Source organism: Aminobacter sp. 01T433 (genome assembly GCF_056398585.1).
This window is the reverse complement of record NZ_JBFTPR010000001.1, coordinates 378,833-404,718: the sequence shown is the minus strand read 5'-3', so window position 1 is coordinate 404,718 and position 25,886 is coordinate 378,833. Positions and strand designations below refer to the sequence as shown.

At 61.6% G+C, this 25,886-nt stretch carries 31 protein-coding genes and 1 pseudogene; 16 read left to right on the top strand and 16 right to left on the bottom strand.

The window, feature by feature from the left end; all coding sequences use genetic code 11:
* Positions 1-38 precede the first annotated feature (38 nt).
* From rpmH to yihA, 5 genes are all read left to right on the top strand, one after another.
* Entirely contained in the window at positions 39-173 is a 135-nt protein-coding gene (rpmH, locus tag AC1DLV_RS02070) for a 50S ribosomal protein L34 (protein WP_287093473.1), read from the top strand.
* A gap of 16 nt (positions 174-189) precedes the next feature.
* The gene (gene rnpA / locus AC1DLV_RS02065) at positions 190-558 is read left to right on the top strand and encodes a ribonuclease P protein component (RefSeq protein ID WP_476799725.1); all 369 of its coding nucleotides are present in this window, start codon (positions 190-192) and stop codon (positions 556-558) included.
* 9 nt (positions 559-567) lie between these two features.
* Entirely contained in the window at positions 568-2,376 is a 1,809-nt protein-coding gene (gene yidC, locus AC1DLV_RS02060) for a membrane protein insertase YidC (protein WP_476799726.1), read from the top strand.
* Positions 2,377-2,674: 298 nt separating this feature from the next.
* A complete protein-coding gene (locus AC1DLV_RS02055; protein WP_476799727.1) occupies positions 2,675-3,325 on the top strand; it encodes a CatB-related O-acetyltransferase in 651 nt (216 codons plus the stop codon).
* Positions 3,322-3,984 (top strand): ribosome biogenesis GTP-binding protein YihA/YsxC, encoded by a 663-nt coding sequence (yihA, locus tag AC1DLV_RS02050; protein WP_476799728.1) that lies wholly within the window; start codon positions 3,322-3,324, stop codon positions 3,982-3,984. The genes AC1DLV_RS02055 and yihA overlap by 4 nt, the downstream gene beginning before the upstream one ends.
* 36 nt (positions 3,985-4,020) lie before the next feature.
* Here yihA and AC1DLV_RS02045 read toward each other — a convergent pair whose 3' ends face one another.
* The 5 genes from AC1DLV_RS02045 to AC1DLV_RS02025 form a co-directional block, all read right to left on the bottom strand.
* A complete protein-coding gene (locus AC1DLV_RS02045) occupies positions 4,021-4,353 on the bottom strand; it encodes an antibiotic biosynthesis monooxygenase family protein (RefSeq protein ID WP_476799729.1) in 333 nt (110 codons plus the stop codon).
* A gap of 90 nt (positions 4,354-4,443) precedes the next feature.
* On the bottom strand, positions 4,444-4,941 hold the full coding sequence (gene msrB, locus AC1DLV_RS02040; RefSeq protein WP_476799730.1) for a peptide-methionine (R)-S-oxide reductase MsrB: 498 nt from the start codon (positions 4,939-4,941) through the stop codon (positions 4,444-4,446).
* A gap of 166 nt (positions 4,942-5,107) precedes the next feature.
* Positions 5,108-5,659, bottom strand: coding sequence for a fasciclin domain-containing protein (locus AC1DLV_RS02035; protein WP_476799731.1), 552 nt, complete (start codon positions 5,657-5,659; stop codon positions 5,108-5,110).
* A gap of 192 nt (positions 5,660-5,851) precedes the next feature.
* On the bottom strand, positions 5,852-6,565 hold the full coding sequence (locus AC1DLV_RS02030; protein ID WP_476799842.1) for an anti-sigma factor: 714 nt from the start codon (positions 6,563-6,565) through the stop codon (positions 5,852-5,854).
* Positions 6,562-7,101, bottom strand: a complete 540-nt coding sequence (locus AC1DLV_RS02025; protein WP_476799732.1) for a sigma-70 family RNA polymerase sigma factor — start codon at positions 7,099-7,101, stop codon at positions 6,562-6,564. Before AC1DLV_RS02025 ends, AC1DLV_RS02030 begins: the two co-directional genes overlap by 4 nt.
* Before the next feature lie 181 nt (positions 7,102-7,282).
* Between AC1DLV_RS02025 and argB the strand changes: the two genes are divergently transcribed.
* The 3 genes from argB to AC1DLV_RS02010 all read left to right on the top strand — a co-directional run bounded on the left by argB (position 7,283) and on the right by AC1DLV_RS02010 (position 9,835).
* The gene (gene argB / locus AC1DLV_RS02020; RefSeq protein ID WP_476783454.1) at positions 7,283-8,185 is read left to right on the top strand and encodes an acetylglutamate kinase; all 903 of its coding nucleotides are present in this window, start codon (positions 7,283-7,285) and stop codon (positions 8,183-8,185) included.
* 12 nt (positions 8,186-8,197) lie between these two features.
* A complete protein-coding gene (locus AC1DLV_RS02015) occupies positions 8,198-8,866 on the top strand; it encodes a transporter substrate-binding domain-containing protein (RefSeq protein ID WP_476799733.1) in 669 nt (222 codons plus the stop codon).
* Positions 8,867-9,094: 228 nt separating this feature from the next.
* On the top strand, positions 9,095-9,835 hold the full coding sequence (locus tag AC1DLV_RS02010; RefSeq protein ID WP_476799734.1) for a DUF1194 domain-containing protein: 741 nt from the start codon (positions 9,095-9,097) through the stop codon (positions 9,833-9,835).
* Between the two features lie 9 nt (positions 9,836-9,844).
* On the opposite strand, the gene AC1DLV_RS02005 is transcribed toward AC1DLV_RS02010, so the two are convergent.
* Positions 9,845-10,321 carry an Lrp/AsnC family transcriptional regulator gene (locus AC1DLV_RS02005; protein ID WP_476799735.1) on the bottom strand — a complete coding sequence of 159 codons (477 nt, stop codon included), beginning with the start codon at positions 10,319-10,321 and terminating at the stop codon, positions 9,845-9,847.
* Positions 10,322-10,455: 134 nt separating this feature from the next.
* On the opposite strand from AC1DLV_RS02005, the gene phhA reads away from it, so the two are divergent.
* The gene (gene phhA / locus AC1DLV_RS02000) at positions 10,456-11,289 is read left to right on the top strand and encodes a phenylalanine 4-monooxygenase (protein WP_476799736.1); all 834 of its coding nucleotides are present in this window, start codon (positions 10,456-10,458) and stop codon (positions 11,287-11,289) included.
* Positions 11,290-11,298: 9 nt separating this feature from the next.
* On the opposite strand, the gene AC1DLV_RS01995 is transcribed toward phhA, so the two are convergent.
* The 3 genes from AC1DLV_RS01995 to AC1DLV_RS01985 all read right to left on the bottom strand — a co-directional run bounded on the left by AC1DLV_RS01995 (position 11,299) and on the right by AC1DLV_RS01985 (position 15,004).
* Positions 11,299-12,204 carry an EamA family transporter gene (locus tag AC1DLV_RS01995; protein WP_476799737.1) on the bottom strand — a complete coding sequence of 302 codons (906 nt, stop codon included), beginning with the start codon at positions 12,202-12,204 and terminating at the stop codon, positions 11,299-11,301.
* A 144-nt stretch (positions 12,205-12,348) separates the two neighbouring features.
* Complete coding sequence (locus AC1DLV_RS01990) at positions 12,349-13,794, bottom strand: MFS transporter (protein ID WP_476799738.1); 1,446 nt, start codon at positions 13,792-13,794, stop codon at positions 12,349-12,351.
* A 448-nt stretch (positions 13,795-14,242) separates the two neighbouring features.
* Positions 14,243-15,004, bottom strand: a complete 762-nt coding sequence (locus tag AC1DLV_RS01985) for a GGDEF domain-containing protein (RefSeq protein WP_476799739.1) — start codon at positions 15,002-15,004, stop codon at positions 14,243-14,245.
* A 161-nt stretch (positions 15,005-15,165) separates the two neighbouring features.
* Between AC1DLV_RS01985 and AC1DLV_RS01980 the strand changes: the two genes are divergently transcribed.
* Complete coding sequence (locus tag AC1DLV_RS01980) at positions 15,166-15,876, top strand: pyrimidine 5'-nucleotidase (protein ID WP_476799740.1); 711 nt, start codon at positions 15,166-15,168, stop codon at positions 15,874-15,876.
* Positions 15,873-16,718: pseudogene (locus AC1DLV_RS01975) on the top strand (DUF817 domain-containing protein); the annotation flags it as partial. The gene AC1DLV_RS01980 and the pseudogene AC1DLV_RS01975, both read left to right, overlap by 4 nt.
* 15 nt (positions 16,719-16,733) lie before the next feature.
* Here AC1DLV_RS01975 and AC1DLV_RS01970 read toward each other — a convergent pair.
* Positions 16,734-17,573 (bottom strand): LOG family protein, encoded by an 840-nt coding sequence (locus tag AC1DLV_RS01970; protein ID WP_476799741.1) that lies wholly within the window; start codon positions 17,571-17,573, stop codon positions 16,734-16,736.
* Between the two features lie 144 nt (positions 17,574-17,717).
* Here AC1DLV_RS01970 and dapD point away from each other — a divergent pair, with 144 nt between their 5' ends.
* The 4 genes from dapD to AC1DLV_RS01950 all read left to right on the top strand — a co-directional run bounded on the left by dapD (position 17,718) and on the right by AC1DLV_RS01950 (position 20,962).
* Entirely contained in the window at positions 17,718-18,572 is an 855-nt protein-coding gene (gene dapD, locus AC1DLV_RS01965; protein ID WP_476799742.1) for a 2,3,4,5-tetrahydropyridine-2,6-dicarboxylate N-succinyltransferase, read from the top strand.
* Between the two features lie 77 nt (positions 18,573-18,649).
* A complete protein-coding gene (locus tag AC1DLV_RS01960) occupies positions 18,650-19,021 on the top strand; it encodes a DUF805 domain-containing protein (RefSeq protein ID WP_476799743.1) in 372 nt (123 codons plus the stop codon).
* Positions 19,022-19,165: 144 nt separating this feature from the next.
* On the top strand, positions 19,166-20,353 hold the full coding sequence (dapE, locus tag AC1DLV_RS01955; RefSeq protein WP_476799744.1) for a succinyl-diaminopimelate desuccinylase: 1,188 nt from the start codon (positions 19,166-19,168) through the stop codon (positions 20,351-20,353).
* A 12-nt stretch (positions 20,354-20,365) separates the two neighbouring features.
* On the top strand, positions 20,366-20,962 hold the full coding sequence (locus AC1DLV_RS01950; protein WP_476799745.1) for a transporter: 597 nt from the start codon (positions 20,366-20,368) through the stop codon (positions 20,960-20,962).
* Here AC1DLV_RS01950 and truA read toward each other — a convergent pair.
* The 6 genes from truA to def form a co-directional block, all read right to left on the bottom strand.
* Positions 20,956-21,699 (bottom strand): tRNA pseudouridine(38-40) synthase TruA, encoded by a 744-nt coding sequence (truA, locus tag AC1DLV_RS01945; protein ID WP_476799746.1) that lies wholly within the window; start codon positions 21,697-21,699, stop codon positions 20,956-20,958. The two genes, AC1DLV_RS01950 and truA, sit on opposite strands and share 7 nt — an antisense overlap.
* Positions 21,700-21,722: 23 nt before the next feature.
* Entirely contained in the window at positions 21,723-22,232 is a 510-nt protein-coding gene (locus AC1DLV_RS01940; RefSeq protein WP_476799747.1) for a GNAT family N-acetyltransferase, read from the bottom strand.
* Complete coding sequence (fmt, locus tag AC1DLV_RS01935; protein ID WP_476836106.1) at positions 22,229-23,164, bottom strand: methionyl-tRNA formyltransferase; 936 nt, start codon at positions 23,162-23,164, stop codon at positions 22,229-22,231. The genes AC1DLV_RS01940 and fmt overlap by 4 nt, the downstream gene beginning before the upstream one ends.
* 48 nt (positions 23,165-23,212) lie before the next feature.
* Positions 23,213-23,638: a PIN domain-containing protein gene (locus tag AC1DLV_RS01930; protein ID WP_476799749.1), complete on the bottom strand. Its 426-nt coding sequence runs from the start codon at positions 23,636-23,638 to the stop codon at positions 23,213-23,215.
* Positions 23,635-23,922, bottom strand: coding sequence for a FitA-like ribbon-helix-helix domain-containing protein (locus AC1DLV_RS01925; RefSeq protein ID WP_476799750.1), 288 nt, complete (start codon positions 23,920-23,922; stop codon positions 23,635-23,637). Before AC1DLV_RS01925 ends, AC1DLV_RS01930 begins: the two co-directional genes overlap by 4 nt.
* Positions 23,923-23,986: 64 nt before the next feature.
* A complete protein-coding gene (gene def, locus AC1DLV_RS01920) occupies positions 23,987-24,517 on the bottom strand; it encodes a peptide deformylase (protein ID WP_476799751.1) in 531 nt (176 codons plus the stop codon).
* 103 nt (positions 24,518-24,620) lie between these two features.
* On the opposite strand from def, the gene AC1DLV_RS01915 reads away from it, so the two are divergent.
* Positions 24,621-25,886, top strand: coding sequence for a DNA recombination protein RmuC (locus AC1DLV_RS01915; protein ID WP_476799752.1), 1,266 nt, complete (start codon positions 24,621-24,623; stop codon positions 25,884-25,886).

Below are 25,886 nucleotides of genomic sequence, written 5' to 3'. Positions count from 1 at the left end.
AGAATCAAGAAGGGCCGCACCCCGCGGTATAAAAACAAATGAAGCGTACCTATCAGCCGTCCAAACTCGTCCGTAAGCGCCGTCATGGTTTCCGTGCTCGCATGGCAACCAAGGGTGGTCGCGACGTCGTCGCAGCTCGCCGCAATCGCGGCCGCAAGCGGCTCTCCGCCTAAGCCATAGGCGGGAACCTTGCCCGCTGACAGCAAGCCTGAGGGGTCTGCTCCGCATGGACGCGGCCCCGAACGGCTTCTGAAAAGAAAACAGTTTCTGGCCGTCCGCCGCGGTGAAAAGCGGCGCGGACGGTTTTTTCTCGTCGAGGTTTTGGATCGCGACGACAAAGCGGGGCCGCGTGTCGGCTATACGGTCACCAAGAAGGTCGGCAATGCGGTTGTCCGCAATCGTGTCAAACGGCGCCTCAGGGAAGCCGTTCGTACACATGCCGCAGGTGACATGGCGGCTGGCAAAGACTATGTGATCGTCGGGCGCGAAGACGTGCTCACCGCCCCTTTCGGCCAGGTTACGGCCGAACTTTCTCGGCGCATTCGCGGAACGCGATAAGGGCTTTCGATGGAAAACAACCGTAATTTCTTTATCACCATCGCCTTGTCGGTGCTGATCCTGACGCTCTGGCAGGTGTTCTACATGAACCCCCGCGTCGAAACGCAGCGGGAAACCGCGCGGATCGAAGCCGAGCGCGTGGCCCAGCAGCAGAAGGCTGCCCAGCCGGCCGGTACCAGCACCGGAACGCCAACAGCACCGCAGGCAGGCATTCCCGGCGCGCCTGCGACCCAGGTCGCGGTCGCCGACCGTGCCCAGGCGATTGCCGCTTCGGGCCGCATCGCGCTCGACACGCCAAGCCTGAAAGGCTCGATCAACCTGACTGGTGCGCGCATCGACGACATCAGCCTCAAGCACTACCGCGTCGCCGTCGATCCCACTTCGCCCGTTATCGAGCTGTTGAACCCGCAGGCGCTGCCATCCGGCTTCTACAGCGAAATCGGCTTCGTTGGCAGTGAAGCAACCGGTGCCGTTCCGGGCCCCGATACGGTCTGGACCGCCGAAGGCAACCAGACGCTGACGCCGGCAACGCCGGTGACGCTGACCTTCACCAACGAAAAAGGCCTGACCTTCAAGCGCACAATCGCTGTCGATCAGAACTACATGTTCACGGTCACCGACACGGTGACCAATGCCAGCGGTGCCGATGTCTCGCTGTCGAACTACGGTCGTATCACCCGCTTCGACAAGCCGCTGCATGCCTCGACCTACGTGCTCCACGAAGGCCTGATTGGCGTTACCGGCACCGAAGGCCTGCAGGAAATCAAGTACGCCTCGATCGAAAAGGACAAGCAGGTCCTGCCCGGCAAGTCGACCGATGGCTGGCTCGGCATCACCGACAAGTACTGGGCAGCCACGCTGGTTCCCTCGGGCAAGCAGCCGTTCCAGCCGCGCTTTTCCTATTTTGAAGACGGCCGTCCGCGCTATCAGGCCGATTATCTGACCGACCCGATCACTGTCGCTGCCGGCCAGTCGGCAACGGTCGAGACGCTGGTCTTTGCCGGCGCCAAGGAAGTGGCCAAGATCAATGCCTATGAGAAGGATCGCCAGATCCGCCAGTTCGAGCTTCTGATCGACTGGGGCTGGTTCTACTTCATCACCAAGCCAATGTTCTGGCTCATCGACACGCTCTACAAGATGCTCGGCAATTTCGGTCTGGCGATCCTCGCCACCACCGTTATCGTCAAGGCCATCTTCTTCCCGCTCGCCAACAAGTCGTACAAGTCGATGGCGAACATGAAGATGGTGCAGCCCAAGATGCTGGAAATCCGCGAGAAATACGCGGACGACAAGATGAAGCAGCAGCAGGCGATGATGGAGCTGTACAAGACCGAGAAGATCAATCCGCTGGCCGGCTGCTGGCCGGTGCTGATCCAGATCCCGGTGTTCTTCGCGCTCTACAAGGTGCTGTACGTCACAATCGAAATGCGCCATGCGCCGTTCTTCGGCTGGATCCACGATCTGGCGGCACCCGATCCCACGTCGCTGTTCAACCTGTTCGGCCTGCTGCCATGGGGCGTTCCCGCCTTCCTGATGATCGGCGTCTGGCCGCTGATCATGGGCGTGACCATGTTCCTGCAGATGCGCATGAACCCGACGCCTCCGGATCCGACCCAGGCGATGATCTTCACCTGGATGCCGATCCTGTTCACCTTCATGCTGGCGTCGTTCCCGGCGGGCCTCGTCATCTACTGGGCGTGGAACAACTCGCTGTCGATCCTCCAGCAGGGCGTGATCATGAAGCGCCAGGGTGCCAAGATCGAGCTTTGGGACAACCTCATGGCGTTGTTCAAGAAAAAACCGACGCCGGCCGAATAGCCGGATATCTCGGAGAAAAGAAAAAAGGCCCTGGCTCGTCCGGGGCCTTTTTCTTTTCTCCATCTATCGGGCACGAAACTTTTGTGGCGGCGCCCGCGTAGCTTCGTGGTGCCTCTCAAGCATCAGCCTGTGGGGTGGCGGCTTCTGACTTCCCCCGGTCAGAATTGAACCGTCTCGGCAAGGCCGGGGTCCTGCATCCCTTGCGGGACCCCGGTTTGACTCTCCCCCAAACCTCGATCCCCTCGCCCGGATGTCATCGCCGCGGATCGCGCTATACTGTCATTCCATACGCATCAAAATGGACGCCGCCATGCAAGGACCGAACCCTTACATCAAGCACCCGATGCCGATGCACAAGCGCGTCGGCTTCCTCAAGCCCCTCGTTGATGCCGAAAACATCGAGATCGGCGACTTCACCTATTACGACGACCCCGAGGGGCCGGACTTGTTTCAGCAGAAATGCGTCCTGCATCACTACCCCTTCATCGGCGACAAGCTGATCATCGGAAAGTTCTGCGCCATAGCCGAGGGCGCACGTTTCATCATGAACGGCGCCAACCACGCCATGTCGGGTTTTTCGACCTATCCGTTCAACATTTTCGGCCATGGCTGGGAGGAAGGCTTCGACGTCGCCACCTGGCACAAGGAGGTGCGCGGCGACACAGTGCTCGGCAATGACGTGTGGATCGGCATGGAAGCGGTGATCCTGCCAGGCGTTCATATCGGCCACGGCGCCATCGTTGCTGCGAAATCGGTTGTCAGCAGGCACGTACCGCCTTATGCGATCGTAGCTGGCAATCCTTCGGTCGTGGTCAAGAAGCGTTTCGACGACAAGACCATCGAACGGCTTTTGACGATTGCCTGGTGGGATTGGCCGGTGGACAAGATCGGCCGCAACCTCAATGCCATTCGCGGCTCGGATATTTCTCTGCTGGAGGCAGCGGCTTGAACGAAAACACGACCAATGGCACGGTAGATGCCGAGCTTTTCAAACGCCCGTGGATCTTCATCCGTGGCGTGCCCTCAATGAAATTCCTGCCGCCCGAAGGGCCGCCGGAGATCGCCTTCGCTGGCCGTTCGAATGTCGGCAAGTCGTCGCTCATCAACGCACTGGTTCGCCATGGCGGGCTGGCGCGCACCTCGAACACGCCGGGGCGCACGCAGGAACTCAACTATTTCGTGCCCGACGGCTATTCCGGCGAGGCTGGCGACCTGCCACCGATGGCGCTGGTCGACATGCCGGGCTACGGATACGCCCAGGCGCCGAAGGAACAGGTCGATGCCTGGACCAAGCTGGTGTTCGACTATCTGCGCGGCCGGGTGACGCTCAAGCGCGTCTACCTGCTCATCGATTCCCGCCACGGCATCAAGAAGAACGACGAAGAGGTTCTGACGCTGCTCGACAAGGCTGCGATCTCCTACCAGATCGTCTTGACCAAGACCGACAAGATCAAGGCCGCCGGCGTTCAGCCGCTGATCGAAGATACGTTGTTGAAGATCAAGAAGCGGGCCGCCGCCTTCCCGACCGTCCTTGCGACATCGTCGGAGAAGAACGAAGGCCTGGACGAGCTGCGCGCGGCGATCGCCTTGGTGGTCAACGGCGGCTAAGCAGCCGCCATTGACTTTGTCCTGAGGTGACCGGCCTCAAGCCTGCGTCACCTCATGGACGACCTGATAATAGGCTGGCGTCACGCCCTCGATCAGCGGCCCGACCTTCGCGATGTGCTCGGCGAAGCCGTGCGTCTGGTGCACGCGCTGGTGATCGGCGACGGTGTCGAATGTGCTGATCATGATCGCCGTGTTGCCGTCGATCGACCGGTGCAGGCGGCTGCCACGCCAACCCGGAACATTGCCCACCGAACGGTCCAGATTGATCTTCTGCAGGGCGATGAACTCGTCCAGCTTGCCCGGCTTCAGGGTGAAGATGTTGACGAAAACCACCGGGCCGTCCTGCCCGTTCTCTGCGGTCTGGCTCATTGCTGCTCTCCTTGTCCATCCTGGATTTTCGTGAGAGCGCAGCCTGCAACCTCAATAAACCTTGAGGTCAAGAGAAAGTTCCAACAAAGATCAGGCTGCTGCTGGCCTGAAAGTCAGCGCCAGGCCGTTGATGCAATGGCGCATGCCGGTCGGCGGCGGACCGTCGTCGAAGATATGGCCAAGATGGCCGCCGCAGCGGCGGCAATGCACCTCGGTGCGGGTCATCAGCAGCGAGCTGTCCACCTTGGTACCGACCGCATTGGGTAGCGCTTCCCAGAAGCTTGGCCAGCCTGTGTGCGAATCGAACTTGGTGTCCGACGCATAGAGGCCGAGGTCGCAGCCGGCGCAGTGGAAGGTGCCCTTGCGGTGTTCGTTGAGAAGCGCGCTCGATCCCGGCGGCTCGGTGTCTTCCTGACGCAGGACGGCGAATGCGGCGGGCGAAAGAATGGCGCGCCACTGCGCATCCGTCTTGGTGACCTCGAAGTTTTCGGCCAATGCCGGGGCTGATATGGTCAGCCGCCTGGAGATCACCAAACCGGCAAGAACGACGATCGCTGCACTGCCCAACAGAAATGAACGGCGGTCCATGGCATATCTCCTATCCGACCATAGGCCGGTGTCGCATCACTGCAAAATCAACAGGGCTTGAGTGAAATGGACTGCGCCCCGCAATGGCCTGAGGCCGCTGCGGAGCGCTGCCGATCGCGCGAACCTCAGGGAGCGACAGTACGCGCAATCGCCCTGCCCCTAGGGCTTACATCTTGGGCAGCAGCACCTTGTCGATGACGTGGATGACGCCATTCGACTGGGCGACATCGGCAATCGTGACATTGGCGACGTTGCCGTTTTCATCGGTCACGGTGACCTTGCCGCCGGCGTCCTTCAGGGTCAGTTCGCAGCCGCCGACCGTCTTGGCCATGTGCGAGCCGCCGTCATCCTTGACCATCTTGGCAACGTCAGCCGACATCGCCTTGGCGCCAACGACATGGCAGGTCAGGATCTTGGCCAGCTTGTCCTTGTTTTCAGGCTTCAGAAGCGTTTCGACCGTGCCAGCCGGGAGCGCTGCGAAGGCTTCGTTGGTCGGCGCAAAGACTGTGAACGGCCCCTTGCCCTCAAGCGTCTTGACGAGGCCTGCTGCCTTGACCGCCGCGACGAGCGTGGTGTGGTCCTTCGAATTGACCGCGTTCTCGACGATGTTCTTGTTGGCATACATCGCAGCACCGCCAACCATCGGGTTGTCGGCATAAGCGAAGGTGGAGAGAGCGGAAAAAGCACCGGCGAGCAAAGCGAGAGAGATCTTACGCATATCAAAACTCCTTGGGTTGTTTCCGGAAATGGAAAGGCACAAGAAGTTACGGATAAGACCTCAGAGAGTTTCGCGTATTCGAGAAAATACACTTAGCCAATTCAAGTTGAAAAATCCAAAACCTTGTAGATACGAACGAGCCAGCGACAAAGTTTCAGCCGTTTTGCATTCTGGAACTTTTTCTTTTGGCGATCAGATGTTGCGGAGATCGCCCGCGGCGACCACGGGGCCGGTCGGCAGGCCGCTCGGCGAACCGCCCGCAGGCTCAAGGCTGACCGCGAGCACGGCACCTGTGGCGAGCTTGTCGCGCATCTCTTGCTTGACCGGCATTTTCATCGTGGTCCCGACCGGGATGACGCCCATGGAGACTGGTGGGTTTTTGCCTTCGATCATCCAGAGTTCGAAATCCTTGCCGGCGGCGCGCTCGCCCGCGACATGCGACAAGCCGACCTCGCCGGTCGCCGCGTCGTACATGACCATGTATTTGACGTCGCTGCCATCGGCGGCAAGCGAGGCCACCATGAACTGCTGCGGCGTCTGGGTGGGCGGATTGATGTAGGGCACGGCAATGTACAGCGCGAGAACCGCCACTGCTGCAGCCGCCAAGCCGCGCCAGAAGACGAGGCTCGACCATGGGTGCAGCCTTGACTGTTCCGCCGCGTCGCGGAGCAGCCGATGGTCGATGCCCCGCCTGACCGATACCGGCGCCTCGACCTCGGGGTATTCAGCCGCCAGCGGGGCAAAATGCACCTCCCATCTGTCGACGATGCGCGCGAAGGCCGGCTCTGCATCGATACGGGCGCTGGCCTGGCGACGCTCATCGGCAGACAGGACGCCAAGAACGTACTCGGCGGCGAGGATGTCGTCGCCTCCAGGTTCCGGTCCGTTGTCTTCCGCCAGTGTCATCTTTCCAGACATTCCCTCAGCTTCAACAGGCTGCGGCGCAGCCATGTGCGCATGGTATTGAGCGGCACGGCGTGGCGTTCCGCAAGTTCGGCATAACTTTCGCCTTTGAGATAGGCACCGCGGACCGCCGCCGCCCGATCCTTCTCCAGTTCCTCGAGGCAGCCATGGATGCGCCCGGCTTCGTCGCCGGCCACAGCCGCCGCCTCCGGCCCAGGTGCCGGGTCGGCAATCTCAAGCGCCTCGTCGATGGCGAGGGGCGCCTGACGCCGTGCCCGGATACGGTCGATCGCATGATTGCGCGCGATTGCCACAAGCCACGAAATGGGGCTGAGATCGGAGGCCGCAAACCTGTCCGCCTTCGTCCAGATCTTGACGAAGACCTCTTGCAGCGCCTCCTCGGCATCCGCCCTGTCATTCAATACACGCAGGCAGACGCCGAAAAGTTTCGAGCTGGTCTGCCGGTAGAGCAGATCGAAGGCCGTGCGGTCCTTCATCGAGGTCCGCACTATCAGTTTGGTGATGTCCTGCGGCGTCATGGTCGCCAAGTTACGTGGCGAAAGGCGAATTGCAACCGCTGTTTAAAGCGCGATGCTGGCGCAACCGATTTTGGCTTGAGATGAGTCACGGCGCCGCAGCCGCGCCAGGACCATCGAACCATTTGCCCCCTGCCCGGTTTCCGGGTAAGACCGCGCCGACCTTTTCCAGCTATCCGGGACCATGCCGATGACGACGAACGTCGCCGCCACCGCCGAAATGCAGGCCGCCCTGCTCTCCGCGGCTTTGCCCTACATGCAGCGCTACGAAAACAAGACGGTGGTGGTGAAATATGGCGGCCACGCCATGGGCGACATCGCGCTCGGCCGCGCCTTTGCCCGCGACATCGCCCTTCTCAAGCAGTCAGGCGTCAACCCAATCGTCGTCCATGGCGGCGGACCGCAGATTGGCGCCATGCTGGCCAGGATGGGCATCGAGTCGAAATTCGAAGGTGGCCTGCGCGTCACCGACCAGAAGACGGTCGAGATCGTCGAAATGGTGCTGGCCGGCTCGATCAACAAGGAGATCGTCGCCCTCATCAACGCCGAAGGCGAATGGGCGATCGGCCTGTGCGGCAAGGACGGCAACATGGTCTTCGCCGAAAAGGCCAAGAAGACCATGGTCGACCCCGACAGCAATATCGAAAAGGTGATCGATCTCGGCTTCGTCGGCGAACCGGTCGAGGTCGACCGCACGCTGCTCGACCTTCTGGCGCGCTCGGAAATGATCCCGGTGCTGGCACCCGTTGCCCCCGGCCGCGACGGCCACACCTACAACATCAATGCCGACACCTTTGCCGGTGCGATTGCCGGTGCGCTCGGCGCCTCGCGGCTGCTGTTCCTCACTGACGTTCCCGGCGTGCTCGACAAGGACAAGAAGCTGATCGACGAGCTGACGGTCGCCGAGGCCAAGGCGCTGATCAAGGACGGTACGATCTCCGGCGGCATGATCCCCAAGGTCGAGACCTGCATCGAGGCGATCGAACGCGGCGTCGAAGGCGTGGTCATCCTCAACGGCAAGACGCCGCATTCGGTGCTGCTCGAACTGTTCACCGAGCACGGTGCAGGAACGCTGATCGTTCCGTAAGGGGAGGAAGCGATGAAGTTCGGCTGGATCGCCGAGCCGCCCTTCAATTATCTGGAAGGTGGCGATCTTACTGGCTACGACGTCGAGTTGGCTAGGCAGATCGCCTCCAGGATGGGCGTCCCCTTTGAACCGGTCGAGACCAGCTTCGCGGACCTGCTCCCAGGGCTCGACGACGGTCGCTGGGACATGACTACAGGCATGTTCGTGACGGAGGAGCGCGGCAGGCGAGCATCCTTCACGATGCCGATCTGGGCGCTTCACGACGGACTTCTGGTCCGCGAAAGCAGCCGCGATCAAATTGCCGGATACCGCAGCCTCGCCGACGGAAATGGCAAGCTGGCCGTGCTTACCGGCCAAATCCAGGAACAGACCGCCCTGGGCCTAGGCGTTGGGGCGCACAACATCGTCGCCTTTCAGGACTACCGCGATGCCGCGCAGGCGGTCATAGACGGCACAGTCGACGCCTACGCAAGTGTCGAACTCGCGCATCAGGCACACATCGCACGGCATCCCGGAAGCGGCCTGGTAAGTGTTGGCGTTCCAGCCGCAGAGAAGGAACCCGCCTCCGGGGCGTTCGCGTGTCGCCAACGAGAAACGAGAGATCAAATCAACGCCGAGCTGGCCGGCTTTATCGGCACGCCAGAGCATGCGGCCCTTCTCGCCCAGTTTGGCTTGGCCTGATCGGGCCTTCTACTGGGTTCCATGACCTGCCTGTCATCGTCCAGAATGCCGGCAGGTCTACGCCCTCGAACCTTGCAGCCCGTCGCCGCCTTTGTTCACGAAGCTGTGAAGCGCTTCGGCTTTCATTTTTCCTGCTTTGCCGCACACTGATTGCGTCCGCTCGGAGGGCGATCGTCGCGACAAGCAATGTTGGCTGCGCTGGCAGTGATCCTGTGCACGAGTTGCGAGATGCCCGCCACACCGGTCGTCGGCGTGGGTGCGGAATCAGTCGATGTCGAACTGGTGCTCGCCGTCGATGTCTCAAGTTCGATGGACGACGGGGAGTTCGCGCTCCAGCGCGCAGGCTACGTCGAGGCGCTACGCCATCCCGACTTTATCAATGCCGTGGCTTCGGGCTTGAAGGGGCGCATTGCCGTAACCTATTTCGAATGGGCGGGAACCGTCCTGCAAGACACAGTCATTCCCTGGCAAATCATCGACGGCCGCGACAGCGCAAACGACTTCGCTAACAAGCTCGCAGCCAGTCCGATCGGTGGGTCTGGCGGCACCTCAATCTCAAATGCCGTGGTCTTCGGTGCCGGCCTGCTGCAACACAATGCGTTGAGTGGCGAAAAGAAGGTCATCGACATATCCGGGGATGGACCCAACAACACCGGTGCGCCGGTCGAGGTCGCCCGCAACAATGCGGTTGCGACCGGCATCATCATCAACGGCCTACCAATCCTCGTTCGGCCGACTGGAACCCTCGTAGGCATCGACCGCTACTATGCCGAATGCGTAACCGGCGGGCCCGGCTCGTTCGTACTGCCCATCCACCTTGCTTCCGAATTCGCGACAGCTATCCGGCACAAGCTAATCCTTGAGGTCAGCGGCGTGACCGACACATCGGGCATTGTGAAAATCGATGCAAAAAAGCCAGTCGACTGTCTCGTTGGCGAGCATTATCGACTCGTCTATCCAGACCCCTAGTTCCACGCTCTAGGCCCTCAGATGCGCAAGCGGCACGTGGCCTGGGCCCTTGATGTTCTGCAACACCAGTTGGGTGTGCACGTCGCGCACGCCCGACAGCCGCATCAGCCGGTGCATGACAAAGGCATTGAGGTCGTCGACGCCGGGCACCATGACGTGGAGTAGGAAGTCGTAGTCGCCGGTCATCGTCCAGCAAGCCGAGACTTCGTCCATGCGCTGCACGGCGGCGATGAACTTTTCCGGCGAATCATCGCTGTGGCTGACCAGCCTGACCTGGACGAAGACCTCGACCATCAGGCCCACCGCCCGACGGCCGATGCGCGCCGAAAACCCCTTGATGACGCCGGCTTCCTGAAGTGCTTCGAAGCGTCTGGTGCAGGGCGTGTTGGACAGGCCGATCTCCTGGGCGATCTCGGAAACCGGCTTGCGTCCGTCGCGCTGGAGGATATCCAGCATCTTGATCTCGAACTCGTCAAACTGAGGCATTTTTACCCTCCACGGCTTCTTTGACGGTGAACATACCTCAAAACCAGCCAGAACACGCGCAAAGAAGTGAATTCCGCTCTCCCAGTGAAGCTATGTTTTCGTATCGAAAGCCTGTTTCTGGGGAGGATCAGACCATGGGCATCAGCGTTCAGGATTATGCACGGGAATGTGCGGCCCAAGGGCTGCGCGGCGACTACACGGTCTGCCGTCCGGATTTCACCGTTGAACAAAAATACGACTACAGCGCTGCCGAGCAGGAGGTGTGGCGCACCCTGTGTGACCGCCAGACCAAACTGACCCAGCGGCTGGCACATAAATCCTATCTCGACGGCATGTCCGCGCTTGGGCTCGTCGACAGGATCCCTGATTTCCACGAGGTCAGCGAGAAACTACGCAAGCTCAGCGGCTGGGAGATCGTTGCCGTGCCAGGACTGATCCCGGCGCAGCCGTTCTTCGACCACCTCGCCAACCGCCGCTTTCCCGTCACCAACTGGCTGCGCACGCGCGACGAACTCGACTACATCGTCGAGCCTGACATGTTCCACGACTTCTTCGGCCATGTGCCGGTGCTGAGCCAGCCGGTGTTTGGCGACTTCATGCAGATGTACGGCGAAAAGGCCACTGATCTCATTGCCCTTGGCGGCGATGAGATGATCACCCGGCTCTACTGGTACACGGCCGAATACGGGCTGATGCAGGAACCCGGCCAGCCATTGAAGGCGTTCGGCGCCGGTCTGATGTCGTCTTTCACCGAGTTGCAGTTCGCGGTCGAGAGCCCCGATGCCCATCAGGTTCCATTCGACATCGAGACAGTGATGCGCACCACCTATGAGATCGACAAGTTCCAGCGCGCCTATTTCGTGCTGCCGTCATTCGACGTGCTCAGGGACGCGTTCCAGAACACCGATCTGGCCGGCATCATCAAGCGCTGGAAGGGCGAGGCGCCACGCGATCCGGCGACCATCTAGGTTCTCTGGCTAGCCTACGGCCAGCAGCACCAGGATACCGCCAACGATAAGCGCGCAACCGGCGATCTCGAGCCGGTTGATGCGCTCGCGGAAGAAAAAGACGCTCGACGCGAAGGTGAACAGCATCTCGATCTGGGCCAGCGATTTGACGATCGCCGCCTGCTGCAGCGTCATCGCCATGAACCATCCGAATGACGCGGAAGCACCGACCAAGCCGGTGAACAACGCCGGGCGCCACGCCTTGGCGATGCGCGGCAGCTCGTCGCGTTCCTTCCACAAGATCCAGGCCAGCATGAGCACGGTCTGGAAGACGATGACCACGGCAAGGGTGACTGCCGCCTGCATCATGAAGTTCGGCCCGCCAAGCGAAAGCGACGCGGCTCGGTAGGCGACGGCCGAAATGCCGAAGAACGTGCCCGAGGCGAGCCCGATCAGCGCATTGCGGCTGAGCACGGAGGTCACCAGCGTGCGCGCGGTGAATGCCGTGTGCGCGACCGAAATCAACATCACGCCGAAAACGCTGATGGCGATGGCGGCGACCGCGCCCGCGGTCGCCCGCTCTCCGAGGAACAACAGACCAAACAGCGCCGCCTGCGCCGGCTCGGTGCGCGAATAGGCGGTACCCACGGCGAAGTTGCGGAATGAAAACAGGTGGATCAGCAGGAACGTCGCGGCAATCTGGCCAAGGCCGCCGACCACCGCCCAGATGAAGAACGTCCTGTTCAAGGCCGGCAGGTTGTAGCCGACGATAAAATGCAGAACGCCGACGAAGGCGAGCGCGAAGGGGAAGCCGAAACCGAAGCGCACGAAGGTGGCACCGGTGGTGCCCATCACGCCTTTGAGGTGCTTTTGTACCACCGACCGCAGATTCTGCAGGAAGGCGGCAGCGATGGTAATGGGTATCCACAATGGCATGATGGTTCAGTGTCAGCTGGGAGGCGACCGGAGCGGCCGCACTTCCGCGTCTACAGCATCACTGTGAAAATCGGAATCGATTTTCGGCAGAGGCGAAGCGTCGGTTCAAAAGCGCCGCCCCGTCCAAGACGGGGCGCTGTCCCATCACATTTCCACAGGAAGCGGCACGGCCTTCCGCTCGTCGACATTTTGGCCCCGACTGCCATGCGGTGCTGCCGGCTTCAGGAAAAACACCAGCGCTGCGACCGTCGCGAATGCCATGATTTCGTAGATGAGTGCTCGCTCCATGGCGGCGATAAAAGCGGCGTGCGAAAGCTCGCCCGCCCTCAGGCGCCCATCCAGGGTCGCAAAGAATATCTGCCCGGTGATGGCAATACCAAGGGCAGCGCCGATCTGCTGGAAGGATTGCACTGCGCCCGATCCCGAACCGGCATCGCGCGGCGGAACAGTCGCCAGGACGGTCTGAAACAGCGAGGCGATGGCTATGCCCATGCCGAACCCGCACGTCAGCAACGGCAAGACAAAGTGCCAATGGTTCACGGCATCGCCGACGCTGGCAACGACGAAACGCAGCCACGCCATGCCTATGCCCATGACCAGTGCGCCAGCGACGATCCGCTTATGGGGCCAGCGGCTGCCCAGCCGCCCCGAAATAAGCGAAGCGATCAGCACGCCGAATGGAAACGGCACGGTGGTCAAGCCGGATTGCAATGGCGTCAGCCCGAAACCAGTCTGCAGGAAGACGGCCAGGACCAGGAAGAAGCCTGCGACGCCCGAAAAGAACGTCATGGTCATCACAGACCCGAGCAGGAAATTGCCGTTGGTCATCAGGCTGACCGGCAGCAATTGGCTCTGCGCCCGCTTCTCCCGCGCCTTTTGGTGCAGGAAGAAACTGACCATTGCGACAACTGAAAGACCAATCATCGCAAACGTCCATAACGGCCAGCCATAGGCATGCCCCTCGATCAGGGGAAACACCAAAAGGAAGACCGAAGCACTAGCGATCAGGATGCCGACCGGGTCCTGCGTAAGCTCAGGTCGGCCAGGCATATCAGGAATGAGGGCCCGGCCAGCAATCACAGCCAGAATCCCGACAGGGATGTTGACCAAGAAGATCGGTCGCCAGTCGAGGCCAAACAGGTCCGCACTGATCAGCATACCACCGACAAGGGGGCCCGCGACCGAGGCGAGCCCCGCAGACAAACCAAACAGCGAGAAGGCGAAGCCACGCTCCTGCGGCGGAAAGATCCCCTGGGTGATTGCCAGGACCTGCGGCATCATCATGGCGCCGGCGAGCCCCTGCAGCACGCGCGCCACGATCAACGTCGTCATGGTCGGTGCCAGCCCGCACAGTGCCGAAAACACGGTGAAACTCGCAACACCGATCAGAAACAGGCGTTTGCGGCCGAGCACGTCGCCGAGCCTGCCAAACGGCAGCAGGCCAAGCGCGAAGGCCAGGACGTAGGCCGCCACAACCCATTCGATCTGGCTGCTCGTCGCGCCAAGCCCGGACTGGAGGCGCGGCAGCGCAACGTTGACGATGGTCACATCGATCAGGTTCATGAACCCGGCCAGAAGCAGGATCGCCATAGCAATCCAACGCCTTGGATACGCGTCATCAGGCGTCATTGGCGAGCTATGGGAAAAAGTCATTTCCAGTTCCTTTGACTTCAGAAGCCGATCCTGGATCGCCGCCCCAGCGCGTTCGAAAGGCCGGCCAAACGATCGATGCAGCCATCTGCCTTTGAGATCGCATCAATGCATGCGGATGGATGTCGTTCCGCGCCGTGTGATTTCGACAGGTCCAGCAAAATGTCTCACCGGCCATCCGGCGACACCCAAGGCAATTCATTCGATCTAGAGCGAATCGTTCAGATTTCTAACCCCGAGCTCACATTTGGCGCAGCCATGATCGAAGTGAACAGCGATTTTCGTGGAGGAATTGCGCCGTGACCGGCAGTATCGGCATCGTATGGCAAAAAAGACGACGGCAAGCGCCACCGTCCGATAACAAGCGATCTTACAGATTCGAGCGCAGTTACGCCGCTTCGGAAATGCCCGTGTCGAAGATGGCGCGGTTGCGGCCACGGCGCTTGGCCTCGTAGAGGCGCTTGTCGGCTGCGCGCATCAGGTCCGACACATTGGCTTCCGACGCGCAGTTGGTGCCGCCGATGCTGACCGTCAGGGGTACCGCGGGCTCGTCATTGGGCTGGAAGCGCAGCCGCTCCACTTCGCTGCGGATACGCTCGGCGACAAGCTTGGCCTCTTCCTCCGAGGCACCGACCAGGTATGCGCCGAACTCCTCGCCGCCGATGCGGCCGAGAATGTCGCCACTGCGAACGCCACGGGTAATGGCAGCAGCGATCTGCAGCAAGGCCTGGTCCCCGGTCAGGTGGCCGAAGCTGTCATTGATCTGCTTGAAATGGTCGGCGTCGATGATCAGCAGCGCACCACGATCGTTCTTGCGCCTGGAGCCATCGAGCGCGGCAAAGAAATTCTCGCGGTTGAGCATGCCGGTCATCTCGTCGCGGCTGGCCTTTTCCGAAAGGCGACGATGGGCGGCGGCAAGCTGGGCGTGGGCACGCGTCAGATCGGCATGGGCGACTTTCAGCTTTTCGCCCTGGCGGAAGGTGAAGAAAGCCAGCGGCGTTGCGATGACCATCGGGCACAGGATGCACATCAGCCAGCCGATGGCACCAACGGTTCCCCCGAGCGCCGGCACTATCGTCAAGACGAGTGCCAGTGACCCCAAGATCGATATCAAGGTCACGGCGGCTGTTTTCAGAATGACACTTTTCATTTCAACTCCCTGCCGGCAGTTTGAATGCCAGCATCAGCTGAAGGTCATCTTTCATCGGTAGTTAAAATTTGACCCACTCTGCCGAATTTGGCCATCGTCGAGTGCAAGTGTGGCCTCATGCGGCGGCTTCCAAAATTCTCCAACCGTGCCATAAGGGCGTCATGACCGATATTCCCGATCCCGCCCGCTTCGACCACGTCACCGACTGGGTCTTCGACCTCGACAACACGCTGTATCCGCACCATTCGAATCTGTTTTCGCAGATCGACGTGAAGATGACGGGCTTTGTCGCGGAACTACTGACGCTGTCACGCGAAGACGCTCGCAAGCTGCAAAAAGATCTCTACCTGGAATACGGCACGACGCTGAACGGGCTGATGCACCGCCACAACATCGATCCCGATGCCTTCCTCGAGCATGTGCATGACATCGACTATTCCTGGCTGGTGCCCGATCCTGTCCTGGGCGCGGCCATCCGCCAGCTGCCGGGCCGCAAATTCATCTTCACCAACGGCAATCGCAGCCACGCCGAGCGCACCGCGCGCCAGCTCGGCATCCTAGACCATTTCGATGACATCTTCGACATCGTCGCCGCGGGCCTGACGCCCAAGCCGGCACGGCAGCCCTATGAGACGTTTGCCGCCCTGCACAAGGTGACGGGTGCCAATGCCGTGATGTTCGAGGATCTGGCCCGCAACCTTGCGGTGCCGAAGTCGCTTGGCATGACCACGGTGCTGATCGTGCCGCGCAATTTCGAGCCGACTTTCTCGGAGATCTGGGAAAGCGACCCGACGAACGAAGACGATGTCGACTTCGTCACCGACGATCTCGCGACGTTCCTCACGACGCTTGTCGAGGCCAACGCCGCTTGAGTCGCTTCACCTCCGTCGAGGCACGGATCGATGCCACGGCACACGCCGTGCTCGACCGCCTGCCTGCCGGTGGGTTCTATGGGGCACTGGTCGAATTTCTGGTGTTCGGGCTGAAACAGGCATGGGCCTGCCTGTTCGGCGGCGCAATGCTGGCGCTCATCATGGCAACCAAGCTGTGGTGGCCGCAAGAAGCCGGGCTCGCGCGCTATGACTTCCTGTTTCTTTCAGCCGTCGCCATTCAGCTGGCAATGCTGGCCTTGCGGCTGGAAAAACCCTCCGAAGCCAAGGTCATCCTGATCTTCCACGTCGTTGGCACGGTGATGGAGATATTCAAGACGTCGGCCGGGTCGTGGATCTATCCGGAGGAGAATTTCTTCCGCATCGCCGGCGTGCCGCTGTTTTCCGGTTTCATGTATGCGGCGGTCGGTTCGTACCTTGCCCGCGTCAGCCGCATCTTCGACATGCGCTACACCAACTATCCGCAGCTATGGGCAACAGTTCTGTTGTGCGCGGCGATCTACGTCAATTTCTTCGCCCACCATTTCACGGTCGACATCCGCTACGGGCTGTTTGCCGCAACCGCACTGCTCTACTTGCGAACGGTGGTGCACTACCGCGTCTTCCGCTTTCGCCACCGCATGCCGCTGCTGCTTGGCTTCCTTTTGGTGGCACTGTTCATCTGGTTCGCCGAAAACATCGGCACCTGGTCGCGGGCCTGGATCTACCCCGGGCAGGGCAATGGCTGGGCGCCGGTTTCCATCCAGAAGCTCGGCGCCTGGTATCTGCTGATGATCATTTCCTTCGTACTGGTGACTTTGGTCCACCGGCCGCGGCCGATGGACAGAAACGCCAGGAGTTCAAAGGCTGTAGAACTTGCTGATGATGTCCCAGGCCTCATCAGCGGTGTCGACAAAGTCGATAATGTCCTGGTCGCCCGGCGAGATCGTGCCCTGGTCGGCAAGGAAATCGAGGTCAATCGCGCGCTTCCAGAATGACTTGCCAAACAGGATCACCGGCACACGCTCCATGCGCCCGGTCTGGATCAGAGTCAGCGTCTCGAAGAACTCGTCCATCGTGCCGAAGCCGCCGGGGAACACGGCAACCGCCTTGGCCCGCATGACGAAATGCATCTTGCGGATGGCGAAATAGTGGAAGTTGAAGCACAGCTCCGGCGTCACATAGGCGTTGGGCGCCTGTTCGTGCGGCAACACGATGTTGAGCCCGATCGAGGGCGCGCCGACATCGTCGGCACCACGATTGCCGGCCTCCATCACGCCCGGGCCGCCGCCGGTGACCACGACGAATTCACGGTAGTAGGAAGCAGCCGAATGCTGCGAACACAGGCGGGCAAACTTGCGCGCTTCTTCATAGTAGCGGCTGTTGGCCTCGAGGTTCTTGCGCTGCGTCTCGTTCTTGGCGGCCCAAGCGTCGCCGCCGGGTTCGGGAATGCGCGCGCCGCCAAACAGGATGACCGTCGAACGGATGCCGCGCTCGGCCAGGACCATCTCGGTCTTGAGCAGTTCGAGCTGCAACCGGACCGGGCGCAGGTCGCGCTGGGTCATGAAGTCTTCGTCGTTCCACGCAAGCCTGTAGGTCGCAGCACGCGTCTGCGGCGTGTCGGGCACGCTTTTCGAGCGCTCGAGGTCCTCGTCGGAGTGCGGCAGCGGCGTCCAGCCAGCCTTTTCCATAGGATTCATTTTCAGCTCGACCCCAAATTACCGTTGACCGCGACATTACGCGGCGCCACCGCGATTGACCCCTTCATAAGGCTGAAATAGGGTCCGCGCGATTTTATGCCAGCTTAGAAGCCTTAAGCTTAACGGCTCGTAACGGAGATGTTTATGTCGAAGCCCGATCTCGCCAGCCTCGAAAAGACCATCGACAAGGCGTTTGAGGAACGCGACGGCATCTCGACGTCGACCCGCGGCGAAGTCCGCGAGGCCATCGAAACCGCGCTCGACCTGCTGGACAAAGGCACTGCGCGTGTCGCCGAGCGCCAGGACGACGGCAAATGGCAGGTCAATCAGTGGCTCAAAAAGGCCGTCCTGCTGTCCTTCCGCCTCAACCCGATGGAGCTGATCTCCGGTGCGCCGGGCGGCGCTTCCTGGTGGGACAAGGTGCCGTCCAAGTTCGACGGCTGGGGCGCCATGGACTACGAGAAGGCCGGCTTCCGCTCGGTGCCTTCGTCGATCGTGCGCCGTACCGCCTATGTCGCTCCCGGCGTCGTCTTGATGCCGTCCTTCGTCAATGTCGGCGCCTATGTCGATACCGGCACGATGGTCGATACCTGGGCCTCTGTCGGCTCCTGCGCCCAGATCGGCAAGAACGTTCACCTGTCGGGCGGCGTCGGCATCGGCGGCGTGCTTGAGCCGATGCAGGCCGGCCCGACCATCATCGAAGACAACTGCTTCATCGGCGCGCGTTCGGAAGTCGTCGAAGGCTGCATCGTCCGCGAGGGCTCGGTGCTCGGCATGGGCGTATTCATCGGCCAGTCGACCAAGATCGTAGACCGCGCCACCGGCGAAGTGTTCTATGGCGAAGTACCGGCCAATTCGGTGGTTGTCGCAGGCTCCTTGCCAGGCAAGCCGCTGCCCAATGGCGAGCCTGGCCCGAACCTCTACTGCGCGGTGATCGTCAAGCGCGTCGACGCCAAGACCCGCTCCAAGACCTCGATCAACGAACTGCTCAGAGATTAATCTTGCGGCAGGACTTCTAACCGGGCATTTGAACAAATCGGTCGAATGCCCGGCCAAACAGAACGGACCAGATCCACTTGCCTGACAAATCCCAGCTTTTCTGGTTGTTCTTCCGATTCTCGGGCCGCGTGAACCGCGCGGTCTATGTGCTCGGTTTCCTGTTCATGCTGGTGGCGATGTCATTCCCGCTCTACCAGTTCATGCGCGTGCATCCCGAAAGCGGGGCCGCGCAAATCTGGTCGATGCTGTTCGGCCTGACGTTCCTTGTCTTCTTGTGGGCGCATATCGCCTTCAGCGTCAAACGCCTGCATGACTTCGACAAGCCCGGTCTCTACGCGATTGCCTTGTTCATCCCGGTGATCTCGATCTTCGCCTTCATCGCGATGTGCTTCTTTCCGGGCACACCAGGTCCGAATCAGTTCGGATACGAGACCAACGCGCCGCGGTAGCGGCTGACGGCCAACTGTTTGCAGCCCGAACGGTTGGCTGGGACGGCAAAAACCGCAGCGATGCTTTACTGAGCCTGGAATCGGCGTGCGCTGGAACAACCGAACGTCGTGACAGGACCGGGCGATTCGATTATCGCTGTCGCCATGAAGCTGCCCACAGACCCCGCCGAGAACCTCGCCGCCCTCATCCGTTGCCCGTCGGTGACACCCGCCGAAGGTGGCGCGTTGACTGCGCTCGAAGCCATGCTGAAGCCGCTCGGCTTCGCAGTCGACCGCCCGACCTTTTCCGAGGACGGCACACCCGACATCGAAAACCTCTATGCCCGGCGCTCGGGCAACGGCCCGCACCTGATGTTCGCCGGCCATACAGACGTGGTGCCGGTTGGCGACGAGGCGGCATGGACACATCCGCCCTTTTCGGCCGCGATCGCCAATGGCGAGATGTATGGTCGCGGCGCAGTCGACATGAAGGGCGGCATCGCCTGCTTCATTGCCGCTGTCGCACGCCATGTGGAAGCCAAGGGCGGGCCGAAAGGGTCGATCTCGCTCGTGATCACCGGCGACGAAGAAGGCCCGTCGATCAACGGCACCAAAAAGCTGCTGGAATGGGCCGCTTCGCGCGGCGAAAAGTGGGACGCTTCGCTGGTCGGCGAGCCGACCAACCCGGATGCGCTGGGCGACATGATCAAGATCGGCCGGCGCGGCTCCGTCTCGGCCACCATCACCGTCAATGGCCGGCAGGGCCACGCGGCCTATCCGCATCTCGCCGACAATCCGGTGCGCGGGCTGATGACGCTGGTCGACGCGCTCCTCAACCCGGTCCTCGACACGGGGACGAAGGATTTCCAGCCTTCCAACCTGGAGGTCACCACCGTCGACGTCGGCAATCCGGCGACGAACGTCATCCCGGCCAAGGCAACCGCAGTCTTCAACATCCGCTTCAACGACACCTGGACGGCCGAGACGCTGCAGGCCGAGATCCACAACCGCCTGGACAAGGCCAGCGGACGCAAGAAATACCGCAAGGACCGCAAGGAACCGATCGAATTCGAGATCGCTTGGCGCGACACGCCGAGCCATGTGTTTCTGACCCGCAACGACAAGCTGATCGACGCTTTGGCGGGGTCCATCAAGACGGTCACCGGCCGCGAGCCCAAGCTTTCGACCACCGGCGGCACCTCGGATGCACGCTTCATCAAGGACTACTGTCCGGTCGTCGAGTTCGGCTTGGTGGGCAAGACCATGCACATGGTCGACGAGCGCGTGCCGCTTGCCGAACTGGAAATGCTGACACAAGTCTACCAGCAGTTCCTCGCAGACTGGTTCGGGTGACGAAAAGCCCTCATGCTGGCAACCAATGACATCGAGCAATATCTGTCGGGTGCCTGGCGGCTGATGCTGGGCAAGGCCGATGGCCTGCGCCAGCTCGATCTCAGCGCCGACGGTTTCTGGAATTCGTTCTTCGCCATCTTGATCGCAGCCCCCGCGCTGACTGTCGGCTGGGTCGGGGTATCAGATGAGGTTGCCGTGCAGACGGCAACATTCGCCGGGCGTTTCGGCATCGTTGTGCGGCTGGCTCTGGTCGACATCGGTGCCTGGGTATTGCCGCTAATCGCCTTTGCGCTGGTGGCACCGCGCGCCGGCGTCGGCGACCGCTTCGTCCACTATGTGGTTGCCAGCAACTGGGCTTCGGCGATCATCGCCTGGCTGATGTTGCCGACCGCACTCTCGCGCATGCTGTTTCCAGCGGCGCAGAGCTTCACAACGCTGCTGTCGCTGGGGCTGTTTACCCTGTCGATGGTGTTTACCTGGCGAATGACCAATGTCAGCATCGGCAAAGGTGCCGCTGTAGGGTCGGCGGTCTTTACCGCCATGTTCATGATGTCGCTTGTGGTGCTGTTTTCGCTACAGGCGATGTTCGGGATTTACGTGCCTCAGTAGTCCACACCAGACAGGTACAGCCCGTCGGGCGGCGCCACCTGGCCGCAGGCAGCGCGATTGCGCGCATCGAGTGCCGCCTTGAGATCATCGGCTGTCCAGCCGCCCTCGCCAACCCGCTTCAGGCTGCCGACCATCGAGCGAACCTGATTGTGCAGGAACGAGCGCGCCGATGTCCGGACCTCGATCATCTCGCCGGTCCGTGTCACGTCGAGCTGGTCTAGCGTCCTCAGCGGGCTGTTAGCCTGGCACTGGGTCGAGCGGAAGGTGGTGAAATCGTGCCGGCCGAGCAAAAGCTTGGCCGCCTCGGCCATGGCCTCGTGGTCGAGGCGCTTGGGCACCCACCAGACCTTGCCGCGCTCAAGGGCAGCGGGTGCCCGGCGATTGAGGATACGGTAGATGTAGTGCCGCCCGGTGGCCGAGAAGCGGGCGTCGAAATCGTCTGGCACCTGCCGTGCTGCAAGTACCGCCACGGTCTCGCCGGCGGCCTGCATATGCGCGTTGACGGCATCGCGCACCTTGTCATTGGCCCACGCCTTTGTGAGGTCGGCATGGGCGACCTGAGCGGTCGCATGTACGCCGGCGTCGGTGCGGCCAGCGCCGCGCAGCGAGATCTCGTCGCCCGAAAACTTGAAGATCGCTTGCTCGATGGCAGCCTGCACCGTATGCAGGCCGGCCTGCCGCTGCCAACCGGCATAGGCGCGACCGTCATACTCGATATCCAGGCGATAGCGCGGCATGTGCTGGGAAAACTCCGGCCGCTTTAAGCGGCCAGAGCCGTGCCGAAGGCCGAGGCGTAGACCAGCTTGCCGGTCTCGGGCGCATCGCCCCAGGCCAGCGCCTGCAGCGCGTCGCACTGATAGTCGCTTTCGAACTTCGCAGCACGTTCATGCGTGTAGCCGAAGCGGCCGTAATAGGCCGGATCGCCAAGCACCACCGCCAACGTCTCGCCGGCATCCTTGAGGCGGATATGGGCTTCGCGGATCAGTGCGCCACCGATGCCGCTGCCGTGGAAATCGGGTTCGACCGCCAGCGGCGCAAGTGCGACCGCCGGAACGGCGCTGCCGCCGTTCTGGACATAGAGACGCGAAAACAGGATATGGCCGACCACGTCGCCATCTTCCTCGGCGACCAGTTCGACGACCACGTCGCCTTCGGCAACCAGCGCATCGACCAGACCGGCCTCAGCCTGCTGGCCGAAGGCATGTTCTTCAACGAGGCGGATCGCCTCACGGTCGCGTGGCGTTGCCGCCCGGATCGACATCATGCTCATGACAACTTCATTCCTTTTTCGATCTTGGCACCGCGCAGGAATTCATCCGCGGTGACGGGTTTTCCTCCCGCCCTTTGTACCTCGACCAATCCAACGGCACCTTCGCCGCAGGCAATCTCCAACCGGTCGTTGAGAACCGTTCCCGGCTCTCCTTGTCCAGCGGCACGTCGCGAGCGCAAAACTTTCAGGCGCTCTGTTCGTCCGCCGATTTCGAATTCGCACCAGGCGCCGGGAAACGGCGACAGGCCACGGATATTGTTGTCGACCGCCGTCGCCGGCAAGGTCCAATCGATCCGCGTCTCCGCTTTATCGATTTTTTTGGCGTAGGTCACGCCTTCGCTCGCCTGGGGCACTGTTTCCAGCCTGGCCGCTTCGAGTTCCGCCAGCGCTTCTACCATGAGCGAGGCACCCACCGCCATCAGACGATCGTGCAACTCGCCGGCTGTCATGTCGGGTCCAATCGCGACTTTTTCAAGTCTCGCCACCGGTCCGGTGTCCAATCCTTCTTCCATCCGCATGACCATCATGCCGGTTTCGGCATCACCTGCCATGATGGCGCGCTGGATGGGGGCTGCCCCGCGCCAGCGTGGCAGAAGCGAGGCATGACCGTTGTAGCAGCCAAGCCGGGTGCCCAGAAGAATGGGTTTGGGCAGCAGCAATCCATAAGCGACGACGACAGCCACATCGGCCTTGAGGCCGGCAAATGCGGCCTGCTCGGCCTCGCCTTTGAGCGACAGCGGCGTGCGCACCTCGATGCCCAGCCGCTCGGCCTCGCGCTGCACCGGCGACGGCGTCAGCTCCAGCCCGCGACGACCGGCGGCGCGCGGTGGCTGGCTGTAGACGGCGACGACCTCGTGGCCGGCCTCCGCGATCGCCCGCAGTGTCGGCACGGAAAAATCCGGCGTGCCCATGAAGATGACGCGAAGGCTCATTCGGCTTTGGCTATCCCGCAATGCCCCGGATGGCATTTGGCTATCCGTTCAGGCTCTAGCTTCAAACGGGTTTACGAGCCTGAGGTCAAGTCCGTCGAAGTCTCGTATGTTGCGTGTGGCAAGCGTAGCATCATGAGAAAGGCAGATCGCAGCGATCATAGCGTCCATCGGCCCGATCGGACGGCCGGCCGCCATGCGCCTCGCCATGATCTCCCCGAACTTGATGGCGGAGACGACGTCGTTGGGGAGAATCTTGTTGCGAAACTGCTGGCCGATCAGCACGGACAGTGCATCAAGATGGCCCATATGCTTGTCTCGTTGCAGAATGCGGTATCCACCGTAAGAGAGTTCGGCGACTACGGGGATGCAGAGAAAAAGCTCGGCCGGATCCTGCCGTGCCAACCAGGCAACAGCATTGGCGTTCGGACGCTGCAGGCGTACCTCCGAAATCACATTCGTATCAAGGACGATCATTCAAGGTCGGGGACTGGTCGCCCCATGTCCTTGCGCATCTCTTCCACGGCTTGCATGAAGTCTTCGTGGTCCTCATCCGACATCAGCGCATTGTGTTCCTGAAAGATGCTTCTCAGCATCTCGTAGGCATTGCGGGTGTCCGCCGGCGCCTCTTTCTCTTCCGCCAAGCTCTGCGCCAGCCGCAACGTCGCCTCGTCAGACAGGCTACGCCCGCCTTGGCGCGCCTTGTCGGCCAAGCTTTCCTTGACGGATTCCGGAATATTCCTGATCAGCAGGTCGCCCATATGCGCCTCCATCGGTTGATATCAATGATATCAGACCGTGACGATACCGGCAAACGGGCAGAAACTACCCCACCATGCGGCTCGGCGGACGGTCCTTGGCGAGCTTCTTGAACTTCTTCATCACCATGTCGCGCTTGAGCTTGGAGATGTAGTCGATGAACAAAACGCCGTTCAGATGGTCGATCTCGTGCTGCAGGCAGGTGGCGAGCAGGCCGTCGGCGTCGACTTCCTGGGGCTTGCCATGCTCGTCGAGATACTTGACCCGCACCGTCGCCGGGCGCTCGACCTCGGCGTAATAATCGGGGATCGACAGGCAGCCCTCTTCGTAGACCGAGCGGTCATCGCCGCTGGTAACGATCTCGGGATTGATGACGATGCGCGGTGCTGGCTCCTCGCCTTCCTTGGCAAGGTCGATCACCAGCATCCGGATCGGCTCTCCGACCTGGATCGCGGCGAGGCCAATGCCCGGCGCGTCATACATGGTGTCGAGCATGTCGCGCGCGAAGTTGCGCACGCCGTCGTCGATGCGTTCGATCGGCTTGGATTGTTCACGCAGGAGCGGATCGGGAAGGAGGATGAGCTGCTTGATCGTCATGCGCTTCAACTAAGATGTCGGAATAAAACCGTCAACTGGTCTGAAATGATGATGTTCCTGTTTTGATCTGCCCAAGCGAGGCGAATCGGCTATGGTGCCGGCGATGAACGAGCTTTCCAGCATTCTGTCCGCCCCGATCGCCCAGCTTGGCGCGACCATCATCACCCTCGGCCAGGCGCTCGGCTTTGGCGCGTTGTTGTTCGTTGTCCTGCTCGCCGTGCTGATGATCGCCCTGTGGCGCTCAGCCAAGGCACGCGCGGTAGCCGCGGCAGAGGCCGCCGACCATGCCCGCGACGCCGAGGCCCGTATGGCCGGCATCCTGCGGGCGCAGGCCGAGATGCAGGGACGTCTCGGCACGGTCGCCGATATCTTCGGCGCGCGCCAGGCGGAACTCACGCAATCGCTCGGCCAACGCCTCGACGCCATGACCGGCCGCATCGGCCAGACCATGGTCGAGCAGACCAAGTCGACGCATGACAGCCTGGCCAAGCTGCAGGAGCGGCTGGCCGTCATCGACACAGCCCAGGGCAACATCCAGTCGCTCGCCGGCCAGGTCGTGCAGTTGCAGGCGATCTTGTCCAACAAGCAGACGCGCGGCGCTTTCGGCCAGTCACGCATGGAAACGATCGTCGCCGACGGCTTGCCGCTTGGCGCTTACGAATTCCAGGCGACGCTGTCGAACAACAACCGGCCGGACTGCCTGGTCAAGATGCCGAACGGCGCGCCGTCGCTGGTGATCGACGCCAAATTCCCGCTCGAGGCATGGAACGCCATCCGCTCGGCAGCCGACGTCGAGGGCGCGGCGGAAGCACAGAAATATGCAGCCCAGGCATTCCGGCGCGACCTTGAGGTGCACATCAAGGCGATCTCGGAAAAATACCTGATCGCGGGCGAGACGCAGGACACCGCCTTCATGTTCGTGCCGTCGGAGTCGATCTTCGCCGAGATCCACGAGAATTTCGAATCGCTGGTGCACCGCGCCCACCGCGCCCGCATCGTCATCGTTTCGCCTTCGCTGTTGATGCTGTCGATCCAGGTCATTCAGGCGATCCTCAAGGATGCCCGCATGCGTGAGCAGGCCCACCTGATCCAGGGCGAAGTGATTCGCCTGATGGAAGACGTGGGCCGCCTCGACGAGCGCGTGCGCAAGCTTCAGACCCATTTCAGCCAGGCCAGCAAGGACATCGACGATATTTTGGTGTCGTCGTCCAAGGTCGCCAAGCGCGGCGAAAAGATCGAGGCGCTTGAGTTCGTCGCCTCGCATCCCAGCGCGGCGGAGGAGGCCGCGAAACCGCAAGCACCGAATGCCCGCACCGCTGATTCCAAGACCGGCCAGCTCAGGCTACGTGTTGTCGACGAGCGCGATTAG

What these genes read in the sequence shown, in the direction of transcription:
- rpmH (WP_287093473.1), top strand. Translation starts at nt 39, where the DNA reads ATGAAGCGTACCTATCAGCCGTCCAAACTCGTCCGTAAGCGCCGTCAT.
- yidC (WP_476799726.1), top strand. Translation starts at nt 568, where the DNA reads ATGGAAAACAACCGTAATTTCTTTATCACCATCGCCTTGTCGGTGCTG.
- AC1DLV_RS02055 (WP_476799727.1), top strand. Translation starts at nt 2,675, where the DNA reads ATGGACGCCGCCATGCAAGGACCGAACCCTTACATCAAGCACCCGATG.
- AC1DLV_RS02045 (WP_476799729.1), bottom strand. Translation starts at nt 4,353, where the DNA reads ATGAGCCAGACCGCAGAGAACGGGCAGGACGGCCCGGTGGTTTTCGTC.
- msrB (WP_476799730.1), bottom strand. Translation starts at nt 4,941, where the DNA reads ATGGACCGCCGTTCATTTCTGTTGGGCAGTGCAGCGATCGTCGTTCTT.
- AC1DLV_RS02035 (WP_476799731.1), bottom strand. Translation starts at nt 5,659, where the DNA reads ATGCGTAAGATCTCTCTCGCTTTGCTCGCCGGTGCTTTTTCCGCTCTC.
- AC1DLV_RS02030 (WP_476799842.1), bottom strand. Translation starts at nt 6,565, where the DNA reads ATGACACTGGCGGAAGACAACGGACCGGAACCTGGAGGCGACGACATC.
- AC1DLV_RS02025 (WP_476799732.1), bottom strand. Translation starts at nt 7,101, where the DNA reads ATGACGCCGCAGGACATCACCAAACTGATAGTGCGGACCTCGATGAAG.
- argB (WP_476783454.1), top strand. Translation starts at nt 7,283, where the DNA reads ATGCCGATGACGACGAACGTCGCCGCCACCGCCGAAATGCAGGCCGCC.
- AC1DLV_RS02015 (WP_476799733.1), top strand. Translation starts at nt 8,198, where the DNA reads ATGAAGTTCGGCTGGATCGCCGAGCCGCCCTTCAATTATCTGGAAGGT.
- AC1DLV_RS02010 (WP_476799734.1), top strand. Translation starts at nt 9,095, where the DNA reads ATGCCCGCCACACCGGTCGTCGGCGTGGGTGCGGAATCAGTCGATGTC.
- AC1DLV_RS02005 (WP_476799735.1), bottom strand. Translation starts at nt 10,321, where the DNA reads ATGCCTCAGTTTGACGAGTTCGAGATCAAGATGCTGGATATCCTCCAG.
- phhA (WP_476799736.1), top strand. Translation starts at nt 10,456, where the DNA reads ATGGGCATCAGCGTTCAGGATTATGCACGGGAATGTGCGGCCCAAGGG.
- AC1DLV_RS01995 (WP_476799737.1), bottom strand. Translation starts at nt 12,204, where the DNA reads ATGCCATTGTGGATACCCATTACCATCGCTGCCGCCTTCCTGCAGAAT.
- AC1DLV_RS01990 (WP_476799738.1), bottom strand. Translation starts at nt 13,794, where the DNA reads ATGGCGATCCTGCTTCTGGCCGGGTTCATGAACCTGATCGATGTGACC.
- AC1DLV_RS01985 (WP_476799739.1), bottom strand. Translation starts at nt 15,004, where the DNA reads ATGAAAAGTGTCATTCTGAAAACAGCCGCCGTGACCTTGATATCGATC.
- AC1DLV_RS01980 (WP_476799740.1), top strand. Translation starts at nt 15,166, where the DNA reads ATGACCGATATTCCCGATCCCGCCCGCTTCGACCACGTCACCGACTGG.
- AC1DLV_RS01970 (WP_476799741.1), bottom strand. Translation starts at nt 17,573, where the DNA reads ATGAATCCTATGGAAAAGGCTGGCTGGACGCCGCTGCCGCACTCCGAC.
- dapD (WP_476799742.1), top strand. Translation starts at nt 17,718, where the DNA reads ATGTCGAAGCCCGATCTCGCCAGCCTCGAAAAGACCATCGACAAGGCG.
- dapE (WP_476799744.1), top strand. Translation starts at nt 19,166, where the DNA reads ATGAAGCTGCCCACAGACCCCGCCGAGAACCTCGCCGCCCTCATCCGT.
- AC1DLV_RS01950 (WP_476799745.1), top strand. Translation starts at nt 20,366, where the DNA reads ATGCTGGCAACCAATGACATCGAGCAATATCTGTCGGGTGCCTGGCGG.
- truA (WP_476799746.1), bottom strand. Translation starts at nt 21,699, where the DNA reads ATGCCGCGCTATCGCCTGGATATCGAGTATGACGGTCGCGCCTATGCC.
- AC1DLV_RS01940 (WP_476799747.1), bottom strand. Translation starts at nt 22,232, where the DNA reads ATGAGCATGATGTCGATCCGGGCGGCAACGCCACGCGACCGTGAGGCG.
- fmt (WP_476836106.1), bottom strand. Translation starts at nt 23,164, where the DNA reads ATGAGCCTTCGCGTCATCTTCATGGGCACGCCGGATTTTTCCGTGCCG.
- AC1DLV_RS01930 (WP_476799749.1), bottom strand. Translation starts at nt 23,638, where the DNA reads ATGATCGTCCTTGATACGAATGTGATTTCGGAGGTACGCCTGCAGCGT.
- AC1DLV_RS01925 (WP_476799750.1), bottom strand. Translation starts at nt 23,922, where the DNA reads ATGGGCGACCTGCTGATCAGGAATATTCCGGAATCCGTCAAGGAAAGC.
- def (WP_476799751.1), bottom strand. Translation starts at nt 24,517, where the DNA reads ATGACGATCAAGCAGCTCATCCTCCTTCCCGATCCGCTCCTGCGTGAA.
- AC1DLV_RS01915 (WP_476799752.1), top strand. Translation starts at nt 24,621, where the DNA reads ATGAACGAGCTTTCCAGCATTCTGTCCGCCCCGATCGCCCAGCTTGGC.